Source organism: Kitasatospora sp. HUAS MG31 (genome assembly GCF_040571325.1).
GTDB lineage: Bacteria > Actinomycetota > Actinomycetes > Streptomycetales > Streptomycetaceae > Kitasatospora > Kitasatospora camelliae.
Window position 1 is genome coordinate 5931504 of the sequence record NZ_CP159872.1, and the last position, 18711, is coordinate 5950214.

Annotated in this window: 17 protein-coding genes; 7 read left to right on the forward strand and 10 right to left on the reverse strand. The window is 73.4% G+C overall.

The features are described 5' to 3' along the window. The first annotated feature begins 160 nt into the window (after positions 1-160). Complete coding sequence (locus tag ABWK59_RS26440; RefSeq protein WP_354643121.1) at positions 161-1513, forward strand: bifunctional GNAT family N-acetyltransferase/ATP-binding protein; 1353 nt, start codon at positions 161-163, stop codon at positions 1511-1513. A gap of 54 nt (positions 1514-1567) precedes the next feature. Here the strand turns inward: ABWK59_RS26440 and ABWK59_RS26445 are convergent, their stop codons facing one another. After that, on the reverse strand, positions 1568-1825 hold the full coding sequence (locus ABWK59_RS26445; RefSeq protein ID WP_354643122.1) for a Prokaryotic metallothionein: 258 nt from the start codon (positions 1823-1825) through the stop codon (positions 1568-1570). Between the two features lie 158 nt (positions 1826-1983). On the opposite strand from ABWK59_RS26445, the gene ABWK59_RS26450 reads away from it, so the two are divergent. Beyond that, positions 1984-2316, forward strand: coding sequence for an antibiotic biosynthesis monooxygenase family protein (locus tag ABWK59_RS26450; RefSeq protein ID WP_354643123.1), 333 nt, complete (start codon positions 1984-1986; stop codon positions 2314-2316). 61 nt (positions 2317-2377) lie between these two features. Continuing rightward, a complete protein-coding gene (locus ABWK59_RS26455; RefSeq protein ID WP_354643124.1) occupies positions 2378-4252 on the forward strand; it encodes an NAD-binding protein in 1875 nt (624 codons plus the stop codon). A gap of 87 nt (positions 4253-4339) precedes the next feature. Here ABWK59_RS26455 and ABWK59_RS26460 read toward each other — a convergent pair whose 3' ends face one another. The 7 genes from ABWK59_RS26460 to ABWK59_RS26490 form a co-directional block, all read right to left on the reverse strand. After that, entirely contained in the window at positions 4340-5116 is a 777-nt protein-coding gene (locus tag ABWK59_RS26460; RefSeq protein WP_354643125.1) for an enoyl-CoA hydratase, read from the reverse strand. Positions 5117-5255: 139 nt separating this feature from the next. Next, complete coding sequence (locus tag ABWK59_RS26465) at positions 5256-6284, reverse strand: enoyl-CoA hydratase/isomerase family protein (protein WP_354643126.1); 1029 nt, start codon at positions 6282-6284, stop codon at positions 5256-5258. 133 nt (positions 6285-6417) lie between these two features. Beyond that, entirely contained in the window at positions 6418-7626 is a 1209-nt protein-coding gene (gene fahA / locus ABWK59_RS26470) for a fumarylacetoacetase (protein ID WP_354643127.1), read from the reverse strand. Continuing rightward, complete coding sequence (locus ABWK59_RS26475; RefSeq protein WP_354643128.1) at positions 7623-8435, reverse strand: hypothetical protein; 813 nt, start codon at positions 8433-8435, stop codon at positions 7623-7625. The genes fahA and ABWK59_RS26475 overlap by 4 nt, the downstream gene beginning before the upstream one ends. Then, on the reverse strand, positions 8432-9634 hold the full coding sequence (locus ABWK59_RS26480; RefSeq protein ID WP_354643129.1) for a homogentisate 1,2-dioxygenase: 1203 nt from the start codon (positions 9632-9634) through the stop codon (positions 8432-8434). The genes ABWK59_RS26475 and ABWK59_RS26480 overlap by 4 nt, the downstream gene beginning before the upstream one ends. Before the next feature lie 21 nt (positions 9635-9655). Beyond that, positions 9656-10864: a 4-hydroxyphenylpyruvate dioxygenase gene (gene hppD / locus ABWK59_RS26485; RefSeq protein ID WP_354643130.1), complete on the reverse strand. Its 1209-nt coding sequence runs from the start codon at positions 10862-10864 to the stop codon at positions 9656-9658. A gap of 196 nt (positions 10865-11060) precedes the next feature. Then, a complete protein-coding gene (locus ABWK59_RS26490) occupies positions 11061-12371 on the reverse strand; it encodes a phosphoribosyltransferase (protein WP_354643131.1) in 1311 nt (436 codons plus the stop codon). Positions 12372-12594: 223 nt separating this feature from the next. Here ABWK59_RS26490 and ABWK59_RS26495 point away from each other — a divergent pair, with 223 nt between their 5' ends. Both ABWK59_RS26495 and ABWK59_RS26500 read left to right on the forward strand, forming a co-directional pair. After that, entirely contained in the window at positions 12595-13263 is a 669-nt protein-coding gene (locus ABWK59_RS26495; RefSeq protein WP_354643132.1) for an iron-containing alcohol dehydrogenase, read from the forward strand. Positions 13264-13398: 135 nt separating this feature from the next. Further along, complete coding sequence (locus tag ABWK59_RS26500; RefSeq protein ID WP_420492855.1) at positions 13399-14730, forward strand: M28 family metallopeptidase; 1332 nt, start codon at positions 13399-13401, stop codon at positions 14728-14730. Between the two features lie 59 nt (positions 14731-14789). On the opposite strand, the gene ABWK59_RS26505 is transcribed toward ABWK59_RS26500, so the two are convergent. Next, positions 14790-16508, reverse strand: coding sequence for an acyl-CoA dehydrogenase family protein (locus ABWK59_RS26505; RefSeq protein ID WP_354643133.1), 1719 nt, complete (start codon positions 16506-16508; stop codon positions 14790-14792). After that, a complete protein-coding gene (locus ABWK59_RS26510) occupies positions 16505-17071 on the reverse strand; it encodes a PadR family transcriptional regulator (RefSeq protein ID WP_354643134.1) in 567 nt (188 codons plus the stop codon). The genes ABWK59_RS26505 and ABWK59_RS26510 overlap by 4 nt, the downstream gene beginning before the upstream one ends. Before the next feature lie 97 nt (positions 17072-17168). On the opposite strand from ABWK59_RS26510, the gene ABWK59_RS26515 reads away from it, so the two are divergent. Then, positions 17169-18125, forward strand: a complete 957-nt coding sequence (locus ABWK59_RS26515; RefSeq protein ID WP_354643135.1) for a DNA glycosylase AlkZ-like family protein — start codon at positions 17169-17171, stop codon at positions 18123-18125. Between the two features lie 72 nt (positions 18126-18197). Continuing rightward, positions 18198-18692, forward strand: coding sequence for an SPW repeat domain-containing protein (locus tag ABWK59_RS26520; protein WP_354643136.1), 495 nt, complete (start codon positions 18198-18200; stop codon positions 18690-18692). Positions 18693-18711: the final 19 nt, after the last annotated feature.

Genomic DNA, 18711 nt, shown 5'->3' on the forward strand with positions numbered 1-18711 from the left:
ACCTGCCGTCACCACGGGCCGGCCGACCGGCCGTCGGCGCCCGCGCCAGGGGCGGATCGTCCGGTTCGGGCGGCCGCCGTTGTCCGTTCCGGCAGGCGCCCGCCGCCCGGCCCGCGCCCTACCGTTCCGGGACCAGCGCGAGGAGAGGCGGCCAGGTCCCATGCCCGAGTTCACCACCAAGTGGCTGATCCACGACTACCGCGAGGAGGACCTCGCCGCCGTCGTCCACCTGATCGACAGCACGGCCGAACTGGGCCAGGAGTCGGTGTTCTCGCTCGCCGAGTGCATCACCGCGCTGACCTCCCGGCAGCCCGCCGTGGTCGCGGTCAGCCAGGGCGCCCCGATCGGCGCCGCCCTGGCCCACCTGGCCGGGGACCGCGCCTGGGTGATGCGGATCGCCATCGCCCCCGCCTGGCGCGGCCAGGGCCTGGCGAGTGCCCTGCTGCGGGAGCTGGAACGCCGGCTGGTCGCCGAGCGGGTACGCCGGATCGCGTACGTGCTGCCCGAGGAGGAGCTGCTCGGCGAGGGCCTGCGCAACGCCGGGTACGCCCGCCGCCCGGCGGTGGCCTACTTCGAGAAGACCGAGCCGGTGGCCGGCCCCGGCGCCAACCTGCTGGAGGAGCTCGGCGGCCGGCTGCCGCCCGGCGACCTCTGGGAGAAGGTGGCCGGGATGGAGGCGGAGAAGTCCCTGATCGAGCGCCGGGTGGTGCTGCCGCTGGCCGAACCGGAGCGGGCCGCCCGGCACGGGGTCCGCCCGCCGCGCGCCATCGCCCTGTTCGGTCCGCCCGGCACCGGCAAGACCACCTTCGCCCGGGCGGTGGCCTCCCGGCTCGGCTGGCCGTTCGTGGAGCTGCTGCCCTCCCGGCTCGCCGACGAGGGCAACCTGGCGGCCGCACTGCGCACCGCGTTCACCCGGATCGCCCGGCTGGAGCGGGTGCTGGTCTTCATCGACGAGGTGGAGGAGATCGCCCCGACCCGTACCGAGGGCGTGCTCGGCGGCCTGCACGGGGTGACCAACGAGCTGCTCAAGCTGATCCCGGGCTTCCGGGAGGGCGAGGAGCGGCTGCTGGTCTGCGCGACCAACTCGATCCGTTCGCTGGACCCGGCCTTCCTGCGCCCCGGCCGGTTCGACTACCTGATCCCGATCGGCACCCCGGACCCGGCCGCCCGGACCGCCATCTGGTCCCGGTACGCCGCCGGCCGGCACGACGTGGACCTCGCGGCACTGGTCGCCGCCAGCGAGCTGTTCACCCCCGCCGACATCGAGCACGCCGCCCGGATCGCCGCCCAGACGGCCTTCGAACGGGACCTCGCCGACGCCGCCCGGGACCTCGCCGACGCCGCCCGGGACCTCGCCGGCGCCCGCCGGGGCGGCGCCGGCCGTCCGGCCCCGGACACGGCGGGGGCGACCACGGAGGACTACCTCGCCGCGATCGCCCAGTGCCGTCCGACGGTGACCCCCGCGATGATCGAGGAGTTCACCGCCGACATCGGCTCGCACGCACGCGTGTGACCCCCGGCCCGGGCACCCGCCCGTACCGGGGCCGCGGCCTCAGGGCCCGCGGCCTCAGGACGGGTGGGCGCCCACCGCGTCCCGGATCTGGGCGCCGAGCTCGCTGTTGGCCCGGGCGCAGTTGGCACAGCAGAAGAAGCTGCCCGCGACCTCCACCCCGTGTCCGACGATCCTGACCTGGCACTGCTCGCAGCGCGGGGCCAGCTTCTCCATCGCGCACTCGAAGCTGTCGAAGGTGTAGGTGTCCCCGGTGATCGTCCTGATCTCGAAGGACAGCCAGTAGTCGTTCTTGCACACCACGCAGACCGCCATGGCACGAGACTCCTCTCTCGAAGGGGGTGGCCGGACCTCTCCACTGTTCGCCGCTACCCGGCGGTCGGCAATCGGCGGCGGTCCGAACGGCTCGGGGCGCCCCCGCGAACGGATCCGCCAACGGATAATGGAGGGGTGCCCTGGACGAGGAGGCCGCCATGATCGTCCGCATCTGGGAGGCGCACGTCGCGCCCCGACGGGCCGAGGAGTTCTGTGCCTACCTCGCCGCCAGCGTGCAGAAGGAGTTCGCCGACTGCGAGGGCTTCCTCGGCGTCGAGATGCTGGGGGCCGTCTCCGAGGAGGACCACCGGGTGCTGCTGATCACCCGCTGGGTGGACGAGGACGCGCTGCGCCGTTACGCCGGGCCGATGTGGCGGATCCGGCCGGTGTGGGCCGAGGGCGAGCTCAACTACCTGGAGCACCCGCCCACCGTGGCCCACTACCGCCCGCTGCTGGACCACGCGCAACCCGGCCGCGCCAAGGCGAACTGATCACACGTCAGTCACCTGCTGTCCGCCTGCGGGGCGGGTGGTGCGCATAGAATCCGATCCCATGACGCAGGAGGGGCGGGGGAACCCCGGGGCCGGGCCGCCGGGCGGCCACTACATCGTCTGCGGGGGCAACTCGGTCGCCCACCGGCTGATCCAGGAGCTCGTCGAGCAGTACGAGGTCGCCGTGGTCGCCGTGGTGCCGGACCGCGGCCGGGACCACGCGCCGCGGATCGACCGGCTGCCCGGGGTGACGGTGGTGGAGTCGGCCGCGGTCACCGAGGAGGCGCTGCGCGCCGCCGGGATCGGCACCGCGCGCGGGATCGCCCTGATGGACGGCACCGACCACGAGAACATCCACGCCGCGCTCGCCGCCCAGGGGCTCCACCCCGGCGTCCGGATCGCGCTGCGGATCTTCAACCAGCGGCTCGGCGAGCACATCGAGCAGCTGCTGCCCAACTGCGCCGCCCTCTCCGGCTCCGCCACGGCCGCCCCGGCCTTCGCCAACGGCGCCCTCGGCCGGCCGCAGTCGGTCAGGGTCGGCGACCGCTACCTGTACGTGGCGTACGACGGGGACATCCGCGACAACCAGGTCTGCCTGGTCGCCGACCGGATCGACCGGCAGGACCTCACCCGGCTCCGGCTGCTCCCGGACACCGGCGGGCGGGCCGCCGAGTTCATCGCGCTGGCCCGCCGGTTCGGCTCGGACGGCCCGATCGAGCTCGGCCGCGGCCCCGAGCCCCCGGCCGAGGACCGCGGCGGGGTGGCCGCCCTGCAGGCCCTCACCAGCGAGCCCCCGCTGCCCATCCCGCTGCACAAGCGCCTGCGCTGGTGGCTGCAGGACACCCTGCGGTACTTCACCAGCGCCCGGCTGCGGCTGGTGCTGGCCACGGCGCTGGTGGCCGTGCTGCTGGGCGCCGCGGTGATCTGGCGGTCCAACGGCAGCATCGGCTGGACGCTGTACCTGACCCTGCTGGACGTGGCCGGCGCGGCCCAGCCCGACCTGCCCGGCCAGGACACCCCGGGCGACGCGCTGACCCGGGCCGCCCAGGTACTGATCACCTTCTGCGGCATCACCTTCGTCCCGGTGGCGACCGCCATCGTGGTGGACCTGCTCGCCACCGGCCGGCGCGGGCTGCCGCGCGGCCCGGGCGCCCGGACCCGGGACCACGTGGTGGTGGTCGGCCTCGGGAACGTGGGCTCCCGGGTGGCCGCGCTGGTCCACGAGACCGGGGTGCCGGTGGTCTGCATCGAGCGCGATCCGCAGGCCCGCGGCATCGCGGCGGCCCGCGCGCTCGGCCTGCCCGTCCTGGTCGGCGACGCCCCGCTGGCGAGCCAGCTGCGGCTGGCCCGGGTCCGGCACAGCCGGGCGGTGGTGGCGGTCACCAGCGACGACGCCGCCAACCTGGAGGCGGCCTTGGAGGCCCGCGCGGTACGGCCCGAGGTCCGCATCGTGGTGCGGCTGTTCGACGACGACTTCGCCCACCACGTGTACGCCACCCTGGGCAACGTGGCCTCGCGGTCGGTGTCGTACCTCTCCGCGCCCGGGTTCGCGGCGGCGCTGATGGGCCGGGAGGTGCTGGGGACGCTGTCCGTCTACCGGCACGTCCTGCTGATCGCCGAGCTGGCCGCGGACGAGGGGTCCGGGCTGCTGGGGCGGAGCCTGCACGAGGTGGAGGCGCCGGGCGGGGTGCGGGTGATCGCGGTCCGGCTGGCCCGGCGGCCCGAGGACCACCAGTGGAACTACGCCGACCGGGCCCGCCGCCTGGTGGCCGGGGACCGGGTGGTGGTGGCGGCCACCCGGGCGGGGCTGGCCCGGCTCAGCTCCCCGGCCGGCGTCCCGGAGGATCTCCAGGAGCAGGACGTCCAGGAGCAGGAGAACCAGGTCCCCGAGCCGCGGCAGCCGGCGGGCGAACCCCGTCCGACCGCCGAACCCTGAGGCGGCCCGGCCCGTTGACGCCGAGGGCCGAGGGGACGCCGAGGGGCCGCCGACCGGGTGCGGCCGGCGGCCCCTCGGGCGCGGTGCTCAGCGGTGGGTGAACCCGGCCGGGCGCTTCTCGGCGAAGGCGGCCATGCCCTCCTTCTGGTCCGCGGTGGCGAAGGCCGCGTGGAAGAGCCGGCGCTCGAACCGGACGCCCTCGGCGAGGGTGGTCTCGAAGGCGCGGTTGACGCTCTCCTTCATCATCACCGAGGCCGGGGCCGACATCGCCGCCACCGTCTCGGCGGTGGCCATGGCCTCCGCCAGCAGGTCGGCGGCCGGGACGATCCGCGAGACCAGGCCGGCCCGCTCGGCCTCCTCGGCGTCCATCATCCGGCCGGTCAGGCACAGGTCCATCGCCTTGGCCTTGCCGACGGCCCGGGTGAGCCGCTGGGAGCCGCCGATGCCGGGGATGACGCCCAGCTTGATCTCCGGCTGGCCGAACTTCGCGGTGTCCGCGGCGATCAGGATGTCGCAGAGCATGGCGAGCTCGCAGCCGCCGCCCAGCGCGTAGCCGGCCACCGCCGCCACCACCGGCTTGCGCAGCCGGCCCAGCTCGTCCCACGGGCCCAGCCAGTCGTCCAGGTACACCTCGGGGAAGCTGTTGTCCTGCATCTCCTTGATGTCGGCGCCGGCGGCGAACGCCTTCTCCGAGCCGGTGATGACGAGACAGCCGATCTCCGGGTCGCGGTCGAACGCCTTGGCGGCGTCGACGACCTCGGTCATGAGCCGGTTGTTCAGCGCGTTGAGCGCCTTCGGGCGGTTGAGGGTGATCAGCCCGACCCGGCCCTTGCGGTCGACCAGGATCGTCTCGTACTCGGTCATCGTCGTGGACTCCCTTGTCCTGCTCTGCGGCACACTGACGGTGCCTACGATCTCGGACCGACCCGGCTTCGCGCCAGTCTCGACAGGCGAGACGATGGTCACCCGCGTCCCGGGCCGGTCCACGGGGTCGAGCCCCAGGTCAGCCCAGCCGCAGGTCGCCGTCGGCCGGGGGCGCGAAGAAGCGCTCCACGTCCGCCTCGGTGACCTCCGGGAGGGTGGCGGGGGACCAGCGGGGGTCGCGGTCCTTGTCGACCACCTGGGCCCGGATGCCCTCCACCAGGTCGTGGTGGGCCAGGGCGGCGCAGGAGACCCGGTACTCCTGCTCCAGGGTGCGGGCCAGCGAGGTCTCCGTACGGGCCCGGCGCAGGGCGGCCAGGGTGACCTTGAGCATGGTCGGGGACTTGGCGGCGATCTGCTCGGCCGCCTCCTTGGCCTCGGGGACGCCGGAGGAGAGCAGCCGTTCGACGATCTCCTCCACGGTGTCCGCCGCGTAGCAGGCGTCGATCCACTCGCGCTCCGCGGCCAGGTCGGAGGCCGGGGCCGGCTCGGCGAAGGCGGCCAGGACCTCCGCGGCGGGGCGCTCGGCCAGGGCGGCGGTGAGCGCGGGCAGCGCGGAGGAGGGTACGTAGTGGTCGGCGAAGCCGCAGACCAGGGCGTCCCCGGCGGTCATCGGGGCGGCGGTGAGGGCCAGGTGGGTGCCCAGCTCGCCGGGGGCGTGGGCGAGCAGGTGGCTGCCGCCGACGTCCGGCACCAGGCCGATCCGGGTCTCCGGCATGGCCACCGCCGAACGCTCGGTCACCACCCGCACGCTCCCGTGGGCGGAGAGGCCGACGCCGCCGCCCATGGTGATGCCGTCCATCACGGCGACGTACGGCTTGGGGTAGCGCGAGATCAGCTCGTTGAGCCGGTACTCGTCGCGGAAGAAGGCCCGGTAGCCGGCCCCGCCCCGCTTGGCGTCGTCGTGCATGGCCCGGATGTCGGCGCCCGCGCACAGCCCGCGGTCGCCGGCGCCGGTGAGGACCACGGTGGCCACCGCGTCGTCGCAGGCCCACGCGTCCAGGGCGGCGCGGACGTCCAGCAGCATCGCGTGGGTGAGCGAGTTGAGGGCCCGCGGGCGGTCGAGGAGGATCCGGCCGGCCCGGCCGTCCCGCTGGGTCTGAACGCTCATCCGACTTCTCCCGTTCGTCAGGGTCGTGCCGGTGCACACGATACGGGCGCGCCGGTGCGCCTCGGCTTGACGGGTGCACCGGAGGGGGCGCGGGGGAGGTGCCCCCCACACGCCCCCTCAGGTTGCCCTGTCGCTACGGGACGATGCGGCCGGTGACCTCGCCGAAGCCGATCCGGGTGCCGTCGGGGCCCGGGGCGGTGGCGGTGATGGTGACCTCGTCGTCGTTCTCCAGGAAGGTCCTGGTGGTGCCGTCCGCGAGCTTCACCGGGTTCTCGCCGTTCCACGTGAGCTCGATCAGGGCGCCGCGGGTCTCCACCTCGGGGCCGCTGACCGTGCCGGAGGCGTACAGGTCGCCGGTGCGCAGGCTCGCGCCGTTGACGGTCATGTGCGCCAGCTGCTGGGCGGCGGTCCAGTACATGGTGGCGAACGGCGGCCGGGAGACCGGCTGGCCGTTCAGCGAGACCTCCATCGCGATGTCCAGGCCCCAGGGCTCGCCGTCCCGGTCGTCCAGGTAGGGCAGCGGCTCGACGTCCCGGGCCGGCGGGACGACCCGGGCGTGCTCCAGGGCGTCCAGCGGGACCACCCAGGGGGAGACGGAGGTGGCGAAGGACTTGCCGAGGAACGGGCCGAGCGGCACGTACTCCCAGGCCTGGATGTCACGCGCGGACCAGTCGTTGAGCAGCAGCACGCCGAACACGTGCTCGCGGAAGCCGTCCAGCCCCACCCGGGTGCCCAGCCCGGTCGGGGTGCCGACCACGAAGCCGATCTCGGCCTCGATGTCCAGGCGGCGGGACGGGCCGAAGGAGGGCAGCGGGTCGGCCGGCGCCTTGCGCTGGCCGTGCGGGCGGACCACCGGCGTGCCGGAGACCACCACCGTGCCGGCCCGGCCGTGGTAGCCGATCGGCAGGTGCTTCCAGTTGGGGGTGAGCGGCTCGCTGCCGGGGCGGAAGATCCGGCCCAGGTTGGAGGCGTGGTGCTCGGAGGCGTAGAAGTCGACGTAGTCGGCGACCTCGAAGGGCAGGTGCAGCTCGACCGCGGCCAGCTCCACCAGGTGCGGGGCGACGGCCGGGCGGTGGGCCTCGTCGGTGAGCCACTCGGTGAGCGCGGCCCGGACCGCCGTCCAGGTCGGCCGGCCGGCCGCCATCAGCGGGTTGAGCGAGTCGGCGTCCAGCAGCACGGAGGGTGTGCCCACCGCGCGGGCGGCCGCACCGGCGTCCAGCACGAACTCGCCGATCCGGACGCCGATCCGCCGCCGGCCGGGCTGGTCGGGGGCGGTGAACACGCCGTACGGCAGGTTGTGGACGCCGAACGGCGAGTCCTGCGGGATGGCGAGCCAGGTCAACGGTCCTCCAGCGGTGGGGTGAGCAGGCCGAGGTCGGCCAGGTCGGCGAGCGGTTCGGCGATCGAGCAGGTGCCGAAGGAGGTGAAGAACCGCCGGATGTAGCCGACCTGGTGGTCCGCCAGCTCGCCGACGGCGCCGGCCAGCACCGTGCCGGAGCGCTCCTCCAGCACGTCGGCGGCCACCTTGCGGTCGCCGGCCAGCGAGGCCAGCAGCACGTTGAGGAAGCCGTGGTGCTCGAACCCGGTGACCGGGTCGGTGTGCCGGACCGCGTGGTGCAGGCCGGCGGTGCACTTGTACGGCACGCCGCGCTCGGCGCAGCCGGACAGGAAGGCGGCCAGCTCCGCGGTGTCCGGGAACGCCTCGGCGGTCAGCCCGCCGGTGCGGTACTTGGCCCGGTACGGGGTGCCGGCCAGGGCGTCCAGGGACGCCTGGAGGCCGGCGCCGCGCGGCAGTTCGACCGCCGCGGTCATCCCGTGCGGGAGGTGCCGGTCGAGCGCCGCGACGGCGCCCGGGACGTCGGTGGCGGCGAGCTCGACGGTCACCACGTCCAGGCCCTCGGCCGCGCTCAGCGCCGGGGCGAGCTGGGCGCTGCCACCCGGCAGCACCAGCCCGACCGGCAGCGGCCCGTCGGGCAGGTCGCGGAGTTCGCCCAGCCGGCCCGCTCCGATCAGGAACGGGCCGACCGCGGTGGCGTACCAGGCGGCGCGGTGGGCCCGGTGGGCCGGCACCGCCTCGGCCGTCGGCAGGTCTCCCGGTGGGAAGACGGCCGCGTCGTCGAACAGGCCCTTGAACAGGGCGGGGACGGTCATCGGGCCGGTCCCCGCCCGCCGGACCAGGACCAGGCGTAGTTCGCGTCCTCGCTGGCGGTGGCGGCCTCGCCGAGCTCCAGCGGGCGGAAGGTGTCCACCATCACCGCCAGCTCGTCGAAGAACTCCGCGCCGATCGAGCGCTCGTACGCGCCCGGCTGCGGGCCGTGGGTGTGCCCGCCGGGGTGCAGCGAGATCGAGCCCTGGCCGATGCCGGAGCCCTTGCGGGCCTCGTAGTCGCCCCCGCAGTAGAACATGACCTCGTCGCTGTCCACGTTGGAGTGGTAGTACGGCACCGGGATCGACAGCGGGTGGTAGTCGACCTTGCGGGGCACGAAGTTGCAGATCACGAAGTTGTTGCCCTCGAAGACCTGGTGCACCGGCGGCGGCTGGTGGATCCGCCCGGTGATCGGCTCGAAGTCGCTGATGTTGAACGCGTACGGGTACAGGCAGCCGTCCCAGCCGACCACGTCGAACGGGTGGTGCGGCACGGTGTACCGGGTGCCCACCACGCCCTGCGGGCCGCGGTGCTTGACCAGGATGTCCACGTCGGTGCCGTCCACCACCAGCGGCCCGACCGGCCCGCGCAGGTCCCGCTCGCAGTACGGCGCGTGCTCCAGCAGCTGGCCGAACCGCGACAGGTACCGCTTGGGCGGGGTGATGTGGCTGTTGGCCTCGATGCAGTAGGCGCGCAGCGGCTCGTCCCCGGAGGGCACCCAGCGGTGGGTGGTGGCCCGGGGGATGATCACGTAGTCCCCCTGGCCGACCACCAGCGAACCGAACACGGTCTCGACGGTGGCCGCGCCGGACTCCACGTACACGCACTCGTCGCCGAGCCCGTTGCGGTACAGCTCGCTCGGGGCCCCGGCGACGGCGTACGAGATGCGCACGTCCGCGTTGCCGAGCACCAGGCGGCGCCCGGTGACCACGTCGGTGTCCTTCCACTCCTCGCCCTCGGAGAGGGTGTGCAGCTTCAGGTGGCGGGGGATCAGCGGGAGGTTGGGCGTGGTGGTGAGGTCCGGCAGCTCCCACGGACGGGCGTCCACGATCGCCGACGGGATGCCCCGGTGGTAGAGCAGCGAGGAGTCCGAGAAGAAGCCCTCCTCGCCCATCAACTCCTCGTAGTACAGCCCCCCTTCGGGGTTGCGGTGCTGGGTGTGCCGCTTGGGCGGGATGTCGCCCAGCTGCCGGTAGTGCGCCATGGTGTCCCGGTCCCTTCCGGCTCAGAGGTTGCCGCGACGGTCCTGCTCGCGCTCGATGGCCTCGAACAGCGCCTTGAAGTTCCCCTTGCCGAAGCCCAGCGAACCGTGCCGCTCGATGAACTCGTAGAACACGGTCGGGCGGTCGCCGATCGGCTTGGTGAAGATCTGCAGCAGGTAGCCGTCCTCATCACGATCGACCAGGATGCCGCGCTTCTTGAGCTCCTCGATCGGCACCCGGACCTTGCCGATGCGCTCGCGCAGCTCGGGGTCGTCGTAGTACGAGTCCGGGGTGTTGAGGAACTCCACGCCGCGGGCGCGCAGGATGTCCACCGTGGTGAGGATGTCGTTGGTGGCCAGCGCCATGTGCTGGCAGCCGGGGCCGGTGTAGAACTCCAGGTACTCGTCGATCTGCGACTTCTTCTTGGCGATCGCCGGCTCGTTGAGCGGGAACTTCACCCGGTGGTTGCCGCTGGCGACGACCTTGGACATCAGGGCGGAGTACTCGGTGGCGATGTCGTCGCCGACGAACTCGGCCATGTTCACGAAGCCCATGACCCGGTTGTAGAACGAGACCCACTCGTCCATCCGGCCCAGCTCGACGTTGCCGACCGCGTGGTCCAGCGCCTGGAAGAGGCGCTTCGGGGCACCCTCGGGGCGGACCACCTTGGACTCGGCGGCCACGTAGCCCGGCAGGTAGGGGCCGTGGTAGCGGGAGCGGTCGATCAGGGTGTGCCGGGTCTCGCCGTAGGTGGCGATGGCGGCGCGGCGGACGGTGCCGTGCTCGTCGGAGACGTCGTTCGGCTCCTCCAGCACGGTGGCGCCCTGGGTGCGGGCGTGCTCGATGCACCGGTCCACGTCCGGGACCTCCAGCGCCAGGTCGACCACGCCGTCGCCGTGGCGGCGGTGGTGGTCGAGCAGCGGGCTGTCCGGCAGCACACCGCCCTTGATCACGAAGCGGCAGGAGCCGGAGCGCAGCACGAAGGACTTGCGGTCCCGGCGGCCGGTCTCCGGGCCGGAGTAGGCGACCAGCTCCATGCCGAAGACGGCCTGGTAGAACTGCGCCGTCTGGGTGGCGTTGCCGACGACGAAGACCACCGCGTCCTGGGCGTTGACCGGGAACGGGTCGGTCGACGCGTCGTGCTCGACCAGGCCCACGAGGGTGCGGAGCTGCTCGGCGTCGAGGCCGGCCTCCAGCTCGTCGGGGGTGAGTTCAACGGCGTTGGCGGTCATCGGTGCTTTCCTCCACGTCGAGGTCGGTTGCGCAGAGCTTGCTCCTGCTCGGATCGATGGGCAACAGGTCGGCCGTCGACTGATCAATGTGTACAAGGTGAGCAGCGGGCGGCCGGTTCCACTGTTCAGATTGCCCAGTCACGGGGCGGATGCGCCGCGCGGGGTGTCCCGCCGGCCGCCGAGGTGGGGGGCGGGGTCACGTCCGGGGCGGCTCCTGGCCCAGGTGGCGGGTGAACCAGAGCGCCGCCAGGTCGGCGACCGCCTCCAGGGCGCCCGGCTCCTCGAACAGGTGGGTGGCGCCCGGGACGATCTGCAGCCCGCTCTCGCAGCGCAGCCGGGACCGGGCGTCCCGGTTGAGGTCCAGCACGTCCGGGTCCGCGCCGCCGACGATCAGCAGCGTCGGCGCGGCGACCTCCGCCAGCCGCGGCCCCGCCAGGTCCGGCCGCCCGCCCCGGGAGACGATCGCGCCCGGCTCCGTCCCCGGCTCGGTGGCCGCCCACAGCGCCGCCGCCGCGCCGGTACTGGCCCCGAAGTACCCCAGCGGCAGTCCGCCCTTGCCCTCCGGCTCCTCGCGCACCAGCCGGGTCGCCTCGGCCAGCCGCCCGCCCAGCAGACCGGTGTCGAACACCTTCCGCCGGTCCGGCGCCTCCTCCTCGGTCAGCAGGTCGAACAGCAGCGTGGCCAGCCCCGCCGCGTTCAGCCGCTCCGCCACGTACCGGTTGCGCGGGCTGTGCCGGCTGCTGCCGCTGCCGTGCGCGAACAGCACCAGCCCGGTGGCGTCCTGGGGGACCGTCAGATCGCCGGTCAGCCGGACCGGGCCGACCTGCAGCGCCAGCTCCCGGTGCGCCGAGGCGGCCGACCGGTGCTCGGTCCGGGCCGCCGCCTCGTCCAGGCGGGCGACCACCTCGGCGTCCTCGGTCTGCGAGAAGTCCGCGTAGAACTCGCCGATCGCCCAGAACCGCGACGGCGTCTGGGGGCAGACCAGCTCGTCCACCTCCGTGCCCAGCCGGGCCGCCCAGTCCGCCGGCGCCACCGGCACCGCCAGCACCACCCGGCTCGCCCCGCGCTCCCGGACGATCCGGCACGCCGCCAGCGCGGTCGACCCGGTCGCCACCCCGTCGTCCACCACGACCACCGTCCGCCCCCGCAGGTCCACCGCCGGCCGGCCCCGCCGGTACCGGGTCGCCCGGCGCTCCAGCTCCGCCCGCTCGCGCTTCTCCACGGCGGCCAGCTGCTTCTCGGTCACCCCGGTGCTGCGGAAGATCTGCTCGTTGATCACCCGGGTGCCGCCCTCGCCGATCGCCCCCATCCCCAGCTCCGGCTGGTACGGCACCCCCAGCTTGCGGATCACGCAGATGTCCAGCGGCGCCCCCAGGGCCCGCGCCACCTCCGCCGCCACCGGGACCCCGCCCCGCGGCAGCGCCACCACCACCGGATCCGCGGCGCGCAGGTGAGCCACCTCCGCCGCGAGTCGCCGTCCGGCGTCGATTCGGTCGGTGAAGTACATCGCACACCCACCTCTCCCCACCCACCGTACGCCGCACCGCGACCTGCCCCCAGGCGGTCCCGCGCACCACCCCGTCCCGGGGGGCGTGCGGCCGGGACGCCGGGATCGGGACGGTGGAGGCACAAGCGTTCCGCCGGAGACCGAAGGAGCCCCCACCGGGACCACCACCGCCACCACGACCCACGGCCTGCACACCACCGGCGAGCCGGTCAGCTCCTGGACCGTGGCCACCGCCCTCCCCGTCGAGTACGAGGTCCGCTTCACCCCCCGCCTGCTCGACCCCGCCAACCCCGCCCTCGCCGAGGCCGGCTCCCCCGTCCCCGGCCGCCGCCTCCTCCTCGTCGAGTCCACCGTGCACGAGCTGTACGGCGATCGCGTCCGCGGCTACCTCCGCGCCCGCGGCGTCGACCACCGGATCCACGTGCTGCCCGCCCACGAACGGCTGAAGACCATGGAGTCGGTGTTCGACGTGGTCGCCGCGATGGACCGCTTCGGCGTCTCCCGCCGCGGCGAGCCGGTGGTCGCCGTCGGCGGCGGGGTGCTGACCGACGTGGTGGGCCTGGCGTGCAGCCTGTACCGCCGCTCCACCCCGTTCGTCCGCGTCCCGACGACGCTGATCGGTCTGGTCGACGCCGGTGCCCCGCCCTCTCGGGGCTGCGGCTCCAGGTGGACGCGGCCCGCAGCGCGCTCGCGGACGGCTCGGTGGCCGCTCCCGTGCTGGCCGCGGCCTCGGAGGGGATCGGCGGGGCGATCACCGAGCTGCGCCGGATCACCGACGGGCTGGCTCCGGCAGCGCTGGGCAGCGAGGGGCTGGGGCGGGCGCTGCGCCAGCTGGCCGAGGGGACCCGCAGCTCACGGCCCTGGCGGGAAAGAACTCTTGACGGATGGTTGACCCGAGGCCAATCATCATGAGCGCGTCAATGAATTCCCGACGACGCCGCCCTCCCCAAGGGCGGCGCTTCCGTGTTCCGTTCTGCCCCACCAGAATCTGGAGCCTCCATTGTCCGAGCATGCCCTTCGGCGTGCCGTGCGGCGATCCCGCGCGCGCCGATCCGCTCCGCTCCTCGCGGCGATAGCCGTCGCCACCGCCGCCGCCCTGGTGGCGCCCGCCACCGCCGGCGCCCAGCCCGCCCCTGCCGCCGCCCCTGCGGCCTCCACCGCCGCCCCGGACATCCCGGTGGCCAACGTCAAGGCGCACCTGGCCCAGCTGCAGTCCATCGCCACCGCCAACGGCGGCAACCGGGCGCACGGCCGGGCCGGCTACAAGGCCTCGATCGACTACGTGAAGGCCAAGCTGGACGCCGCCGGGTTCACCACCTCGCTGAAGACCTTCAGCTACAACGGCTCCACCGGCTACAACCTGATCGCCGACTGGCCGGGCGGCGACGCCACCCACGTGATCATGGCCGGCTCGCACCTGGACTCGGTCACCGGCGGCCCCGGCATCAACGACAACGGCTCCGGCTCGGCCGGCATCCTGGAGGTGGCGCTGGCCGTCTCACGGGCCGGCCTGCAGCCCACCAAGCACCTGCGGTTCGGCTGGTGGGGCGCCGAGGAGTACGGCATGGTCGGCTCCAAGAACTACGTCAACAGCCTGTCCGCCGCCGACCGTTCGAGCATCGAGGCGTACCTCAACTTCGACATGATCGGCTCGCCGAACCCCGGCTACTTCGTCTACGACGACGACACCAAGCTGGACAACCTGTTCAAGGACTACTTCTCCGGCCTGGGCGTGGCCACCGAGCCCGAGACCGAGGGCGACGGCCGGTCCGACCACGCGCCGTTCAAGAACGCGGGCATCCCGGTCGGCGGCCTGTTCAGCGGCGCCGACTACACCAAGACCAGTGCTCAGGCGGCGAAGTGGGGCGGTACGGCCGGTCAGGCCTTCGACCGCTGCTACCACTCCTCCTGCGACACCTCGGCGAACATCAACGACACCGCCCTGGACCGGATGAGCGACGCCATCGCGCACGCGATCTGGACCCTCGGCACCGAGACCGCCCCGCCGCCCGGCAAGGTCTTCGAGAACACCGCCGACGTGAACATCCCGGACCGCGGCGCGGCCGTGGAGTCCCCGATCACCGTCAGCGGCGTCACCGGGAACGCCCCCGCCACCCTCCAGGTCGGCGTGGACGTCAAGCACACCTGGCGCGGGGACCTGGTGATCGACCTGGTCGCCCCGGACGGCAGCACCTACCGGCTGAAGAACTCCAGCTCGGGCGACTCGGCCGACAACGTCATCACCACGTACTCCGTGAACGCCTCCAACGAGGTCGCGAACGGCACCTGGAAGCTCCGGGTCCAGGACGTGGCGAGCGCCGACACCGGCTACATCGACAGCTGGAAACTGACTTTCTGACAGGTGTCCTCGGGGGGTGCCCGGTTCGCCGGGCACCCCCTCAGGGCTGTTCCGCCGCCTTACGGCTGCATCTCGTACGCGCCGGCCAGCGACTCGACCGTCGCCCAGACCCGGCCCGCGCGCTCGGCGTCGGCCACCGGGCGGCGGACGTGCGCCAGCGCCCAGGCGGCCTGGCTCTCGCTGGTGGACGCCTTGCCGTGCAGCTCGGTGGCGTGCGCGGAGAAGTCCCGGACCAGGGCGTCGAAGACCTGGTCCAGCACGTCGCCGCCCTCGTCCGACGCGGTCAGGCCGGTCAGCTCGGCCTGCTCCAGCACCAGCTGGCCGTAGACGATCAGCGCGAACAGCTGGCCGATCTCCAGCAGGAAGTCCAGGTCGGCCTGCTGCGCCTCGGTCGGCGCGTCGGTGAGCAGCAGCTTCGCGAAGCCGTCGGCCTGCTCGCGGAACCGGGCCACGTTCGGGATGTGCGCGTGCGCGTCGTACGCGGTGCGCCAGTCGTGGAAGCGGATCGCGCCGAGGCCGCGGGCCGGGCCCTGACGGAACAGGAACTCGTCGTCGGCCGCGTCCAGGCGGGTCGGCACCGGCGCGTACTCGGCCGGGTTGAACAGGTAGTTGGCCATGAACTTGAGGATCAGCGCCAGGTTGACGTGGACCGTGCCCTCCAGCTTCGGCAGGCCGCGGATGTCCTTGGCGGCCTTGTCGAAGTAGGTGTCCGCCTCGAAGCCCTTGGCCGCGATGACGTCCCACATCAGGTCGATGACCTTCTCGCCCTCGGTGGTGACCTTCATCTTGGTCATCGGGTTGAAGAGCAGGTAGCGCCGGTCCTCCGGGGAGGCGGTGCGGAAGTAGTCCACCGCGCGGTCGCTGAACAGCTTCATCGCCACCAGGCGGGCGTAGGCGTCGGTCAGCTCCCGGCGCACGTGCGGGAAGTCGGTGACCTTCTTCCCGTACAGCACCCGGTTGTGGGCGTGGGTGACGGCCTCGTACATCGCGTGCTCGCAGATGCCGACCGAGGCGGTGCACAGGTTGAACTTGCCGACGTTGACGGTGTTCAGCGCGGCGTCGAAGGCGGCCTTGCCGGTGTGCAGCACGTCCTCGGCGCGCACCGGGTAGTCCTCAAGGCGGAACTCGCTGACGTACATCTGCGCGTTCACCACGTTCTTGACCAGGTGGTACGCCTCGTGGCGGCTGTCGGCCGCGAAGAAGACGTAGCCCTCCGGGCCCTCGACGTCCGAGCGGCGGCCGAACACCGAGACCAGGCCGGCCACGTTGCCGTTGCCGATGTAGTACTTGGGGCCGGTGGCGGTGAAGCCGCCCTCGCCGTCCGGGGTGAGGATCATGTCGGTGGAGTAGATGTCGGCGCCGTGGCTGCGCTCGGACAGGCCGAAGGCCATCACGTGGCCCTCGCTCAGCAGCTGCGCGGCCCGCGCGCGGACGGCCTCGTTCTCGCTCTGCCACACCGGGCCGAGGCCCAGGATGGTGACCTGCCAGGTGTACCAGTAGCCCAGGCCGTAGAAGCCGAGGATCTCGTTGAGCTCGGCGATCCGGGCGGTGTCCCAGCGCTTGGAGCCGTCGGCCGAGGCCGGGGTCAGGAACTCCGCGAACAGGCCCTCCTTGGCGGCGAACTCCAGGAAGTCCGCGTACCAGGTGCGGTCGATGTAGGTGTCGATCAGCGCCTTCTTGCCGCGCGACTCGAACCAGTCCACGGTGGCGCGCAGCAGGCGCCGGGTGGGCTCGTCGAACTGCGCGGGGTCGTAGGTGCGCGGGTTGAACAGCATCATGAAGTCCCTGGGTTCGAGGGTCGGTTGGCGAGGCGGTGCAGGGTGGCGAGCACGTCGTCCAGCCAGGCGAGGGTCATCCGCTCGTACTCGATGCCGCCGCGCAGCACCACGTGCTGGAGCTGCTCGCGGGCGTCGAGCGCGGCCGGGTCCGGGAAGTCGCGCCGCTCGCCGGCGAGGTAGCGGGCGAGCAGGGCCGCGTGCTGCTCCCGGTGCCGCTCGACCTCGGAGACCAGCGCGGCCGGGTCGTCGAAGGCCGCCGCCCGGATCTTCACGGCCAGCTCGTGCCGGACGGTCTCCGGTTCCACCGGCTCGCGCAGCCAGGCGGACAGCGCCCGCCGGCCGGGTTCGGCGGCGGAGTAGACCTTCTTGTCGGGCCGGCCGTCCTGGGCGATCAGCTCCACGGCGATCCAGCCGTCCGCCTCCATCCGCCGCAGCACCCGGTAGATCTGCTGGTGGGTGGCGGTCCAGAAGCGGCCGATCGACCGGTCGAAGCGGCGGGCCAGCTCGTACCCTGAGCCGGGCTGCTCCATCAGCGAGACCAGGATCGCGTGCTCCAGTGCCATACCCGCATCCTGCTATGCAACGAGTTGCATAGGCAATGCGGGCGGGCGGCGGTGAGACGCAGCTCACGGGAGCGGGAGTGGGGGAAGAATGGCCGGCGTGATCGATGACGCGCTGCTGCGGCGCTGGCGGATGCACAGCCACTTCGGGGACGCCACCGGGGCGGGCGGCCCGGCCGGGGTGGCCCGGCGGTCGGCCGGACTGCAGGCCCAGGACGCGGCGGCGCTGCGGCGGGCGCTGCTGGTGCGCGGGGTCGACGACCAAGGCGAACCGCAGCGGGCGTACCGGGCCGGGGAGGTGGTCACCGGCTGGCTGATGCGGGGGACCCTGCACCTGGTGCCGGCCGGGGACGTCCGCTGGCTGCTCGGGCTGTTCGGCGAGCGCAACCTGGCGGGCGGGGCCCGGCGCCGCCGCGAGCTCGGGCTGACCGAGGAGGTGCTGGCCGCCGCGGTCGGGCTGCTGCCGGAGCTGCTCGCCGCCGGGCCGCTCGACCGGGCGGAGCTGGTCCGGCTGCTGCGGGCGCGCGGGGTGGCGGTGGACCCGGACGGGCAGGCGCCGGCCCATCTGCTGGGGTACGCGGCGGCCCGAGGACTGCTCTGCCGGGGTGCGGACCTCTCCCCGGGCCGGCCCGGCTACCGTCCGCTGCCCCCGGGCCGGGAGCTCGCCGGGGACGAGGCGCTGGCCGAGCTGGCCCGGTGGCACGCGGGCGCCTTCGGCCCGGTCGGCCCCGAGGACCTCGCGGTCTGGTCGGGCCTCGGCCTGACCGCGGCCCGGCGGGCCTTCGCGGCGGCCGGCCTGGCCGAGGCCGCCCCGGGCCTGTTCACCCTGCCGGGCGCCGAACCCCCGCCACCGGGCCCGCCGCTGGAGCGGCTGCTCGGCCGGTACGACACCTTCCTGCTGGGCTACCGGGACCGCGACCTGATGCTGGAGCGGCGCCACGCGAAGCGGATCAACGCGGGCGGCGGGGTGATCCGTCCGGCGCTGGTCCGGGACGGCCGGATCCTCGGCACCTGGCGGGTGGAGGGCGGCTCGGAGGTCCCCGAGCTGTGGATGTAAGAAAATAATAAGAGACAAACCGCCCGGTAGCGTTATTAACCGGACAGAACGGGTAGTGACCAGGCGCCTGCCATGTCCCGACTGGAGGAGGTGGTCCCGGTGTCGACCCAGCTACCGACTGGGATGGAACACCATCCGGACATCCTGGCACTGCGTGAGCACGCGGAGCGTGCGACGTCGACCACGCTTGGGCAGGGCGTCGAGGCACTCGGCGTCTGCTGCGGCCTGTTCCTGGCGATCTCTCCCTGGGTGGTCGGCTACGCCGGCCTGCTCGGCGTGTTCGGCAGCGGCGTGGTCGTGAGCAACCTGATCCTGGGCCTGGGGTACGCCTGGCTGATGTCGGGCTACGGTGCGTTCGAGCGCACCCACGCCCGCGCGTACGCCTCGCTGGCGATCGGCGTCTGGACGATCCTCGCACCGTGGTTCACCGTGGGCGACGAGGCGATCCGGCGGGTGATCTGGACCAACCTGGTGGTCGGCGGCCTGATGACCTGCGCGGCACTGGCAGCGATCGGGCTCGCCATGTCCGGCACCGGCGGCATGATGCGCCGCCGTGGCGGCGGGTGATCAGCGCGCCCGACGCGGC